At 67.5% G+C, this 2,552-nt stretch carries 2 protein-coding genes; one reads left to right on the plus strand and one right to left on the minus strand.

Translation table 11 applies throughout. The annotated features are described in order from the left end of the window. Positions 1 to 11: 11 nt before the first annotated feature. Entirely contained in the window at positions 12 to 1,613 is a 1,602-nt protein-coding gene (locus tag RSO01_RS46480) for a serine hydrolase domain-containing protein (protein ID WP_170303901.1), read from the minus strand. Between the two features lie 77 nt (positions 1,614 to 1,690). On the opposite strand from RSO01_RS46480, the gene RSO01_RS46485 reads away from it, so the two are divergent. Continuing rightward, a complete protein-coding gene (locus RSO01_RS46485; protein WP_147157428.1) occupies positions 1,691 to 2,512 on the plus strand; it encodes an enoyl-CoA hydratase/isomerase family protein in 822 nt (273 codons plus the stop codon). The last annotated feature ends 40 nt before the right edge of the window (positions 2,513 to 2,552 follow it).

Here is a 2,552-nt window from a genome sequence, read left to right on the forward strand (position 1 = left end):
GGTCCGGAAGACTAAGACGTCCGCTCAAACCGCATCTTCTTGATGCGGCCGGTCGAGACCTCGATCGCTTCGACTTTGCCGGCGCCGTCGCGCACCAGATGGGCGAGCTGGCTGACCGAGATCCAGTTGCCCGGCGTGTCGATCTCGATCATGTCGGCGTCGAGGCCGCGCACCGGCCAGGCCGGGCCACCGGCGATCAGCGGGCCGCTCACCGCGCCTTCCCACTTGTCGCCCTTGCCCTTGATGTCCCAGACGGCGCCGGAGTCGGCCGAAACATAGGTTCCGGCCACGGCGGCCGGCACGGCCTTGCGCTTGCCGAGCTTCTTGAACGACACGACACGGCCCGCGCCGAGATCGACGCGCAGCCCGTCCTTGCCGGGCTTCAGCATGAACTCGAACGAGCCGCGCTCGGCGCCGAACCAGCCGCCGGGACGGCGGCCCAGCACGAAGGGCATGCCATTCTGGGTCACGACGGCTTCACCGTTCTTCCACGCCAGGTCGAACAGCGCGGGCTCCTCGGCATTGAACCAGGTGCCGGCGATCGGCTTGATCTCGGCCTCGGTGATGGGGTCCAGCCTGGCCTTCAGCCGCTTGTCGCCCTCCAGCGCGTCGGCCGCGATGGCATGCGCCAGCCGCCAGGGATCGATGGTCGCGAGATTGGCGATCACGATCACGGTGAGGTCCGCCGCCGGCACCCGCAGGAACTCCGTGCGATAGCCCGGCCACAGGCCGCCATGGCCCACCGTCTCCATCCCGCGCACCTCGCCGATGCCGACGCCGCGGCGATAGTGGTTGGCATGTCCGCCCGTCAGCGGCGCGACGGCGGCAAGTTGCGCCGGCAGCGTCTTGCCCAGCACGGGATTGTCGTAGTGCCGGCTCCAGATCAGCAGATCCTCGACCGAGGAGGTGAGCCCGCCCTCGCCGCCCTGCGGATAGGCGTGGCCGGCGCGGCGGAAGCCCGTCTTGTCGTCGCCGAGATAGCCGGTGGCGAGGTTGGGGATCACCGTATCGATGGCATCGGCCAGCATGGTGCTGGTCATGCCGAGCGGCTTGAAGATGCGCTCCTCCATCACCTCGCCCAGCTTCTTCTTGGTGAGGCGCTCGATGATGAAGCCCAGCAGCAGGAAGTTGGAGTTGCTGTAAAGGAAGCGGCTGCCCGGCGCGAAGTTGAGATGGTTGTTGCGGCTGCAGGCGGCGAGGAGGTCCTGGGCGCGCACCGGCTTCTCGAGCGCATGGCCGCCCAGCCGCAGCAATTCCAGGAAGTCGGGCAGGCCGCTGGAGTTGCGCATCATCTGGTCGATGGTGACCGGCAGCGGCTTCAGCTCCTTCAGGTACTGGTGCGGCGGGTCGCTGAGCTTGAGCTTGCCCTCGGCCGCCAGCAGCAGCGCCGTGGTGACGGTGAACTGCTTGCTCACCGAGGCGATGCGAAAGCGGGTCTGCGGCGTGATCGGCACGTTGTGCTCGACGCTGGCGAGCCCGTAGCCCTTGCAGATCTCGACCTCGCCGCCCTGCATCACGGCGACGACGGCGCCCGGCGAGCCGGGCTTGGTGTAGCGGGAGAACATCGCGTCGATGCGGCGTTCGAGCGAAAGGAAAGCGATCGATTTCGACATGAGGGCCATCCAATCCAAGCCGCTCGCGCTTGTAAAGCCGAGCCGCTACGTTGCCGCGAACACAGGAGGAACGTGAGATGGCCCAAGGAGCCGAGCGCCGATTCGTCAAAGTCGAGAAGGGGCTGGGCCCGCAGGGCCGCATCGCGGTCGTGCGCTTCGACCGCGGCGACAACGTCAATGCCTTCTCCTACCAGGCGATGCGCGAGCTGCGCGACGTCACGCGTGACTTCGAGGACGATCTCGACACGTCGGTGGTGATCCTGACCGGCTCGGCGAAGGCCTTCTCGGCGGGCTTCGACCTCAAGGATCCCGAAGGCCGGCTGCGGGACACCGCCACGATCGCCGAGAAGATCCATCGCCAGCGGCTCGGTCCAAAGATGTCGCGTGCCTGGCAGGAGATGGACCAGGTGACCATCGCCGCCATCGAAGGCCATTGCATCGGCGGCGGCGCGGCGCTGGTCGTGTCGCTCGACTTCCGCTTCTGCGGCAAGGGTGCGCATTTCCGCATCCCCGAGGTCGAGCTCGGCATGAACATGAGCTGGGGGTCGATCCCGCGCATGATTGCGCTGATGGGACCGGCGCGCACCAAGCAGGCGGTGATCCTGGCGTCCGACCGCATCCCGGCGGCCGATGCGCTCGAGTGGGGCCTGGTCGAGAAGGTGGTCGATGACGGCCAGGCGCTCGCCGCCGCCATGGAGTTTGCCGAGCGCATCGCCAAGCAGCCGCCGATTCCTGTGCGCATGACCAAGACCACGGTCAACCGCGTGACGTTCGCCCTGCACGACCTCGGCTCGCACATGGACGCCGAGCAGAACGTGCTGACGGGCCTGACGGAAGACTACAAGGAGGGCACCTCAGCCTTCCGCGAGAAGCGCAAGCCGACGTTCAAGGGGCGTTAGGGGAGCGCGGGCCTCTGGCCCGCTCATGATGCGGGCCAGA

Origin of the sequence: Reyranella soli (assembly GCF_007992495.1) — a bacterium.
GTDB classification, from domain to species: domain Bacteria; phylum Pseudomonadota; class Alphaproteobacteria; order Reyranellales; family Reyranellaceae; genus Reyranella; species Reyranella soli.

Excerpts from the sequence above, each read along its gene's own strand:
- RSO01_RS46480 (WP_170303901.1), bottom strand. The coding sequence starts at position 1,613 with ATGTCGAAATCGATCGCTTTCCTTTCGCTCGAACGCCGCATCGACGCG.
- RSO01_RS46485 (WP_147157428.1), top strand. The coding sequence starts at position 1,691 with ATGGCCCAAGGAGCCGAGCGCCGATTCGTCAAAGTCGAGAAGGGGCTG.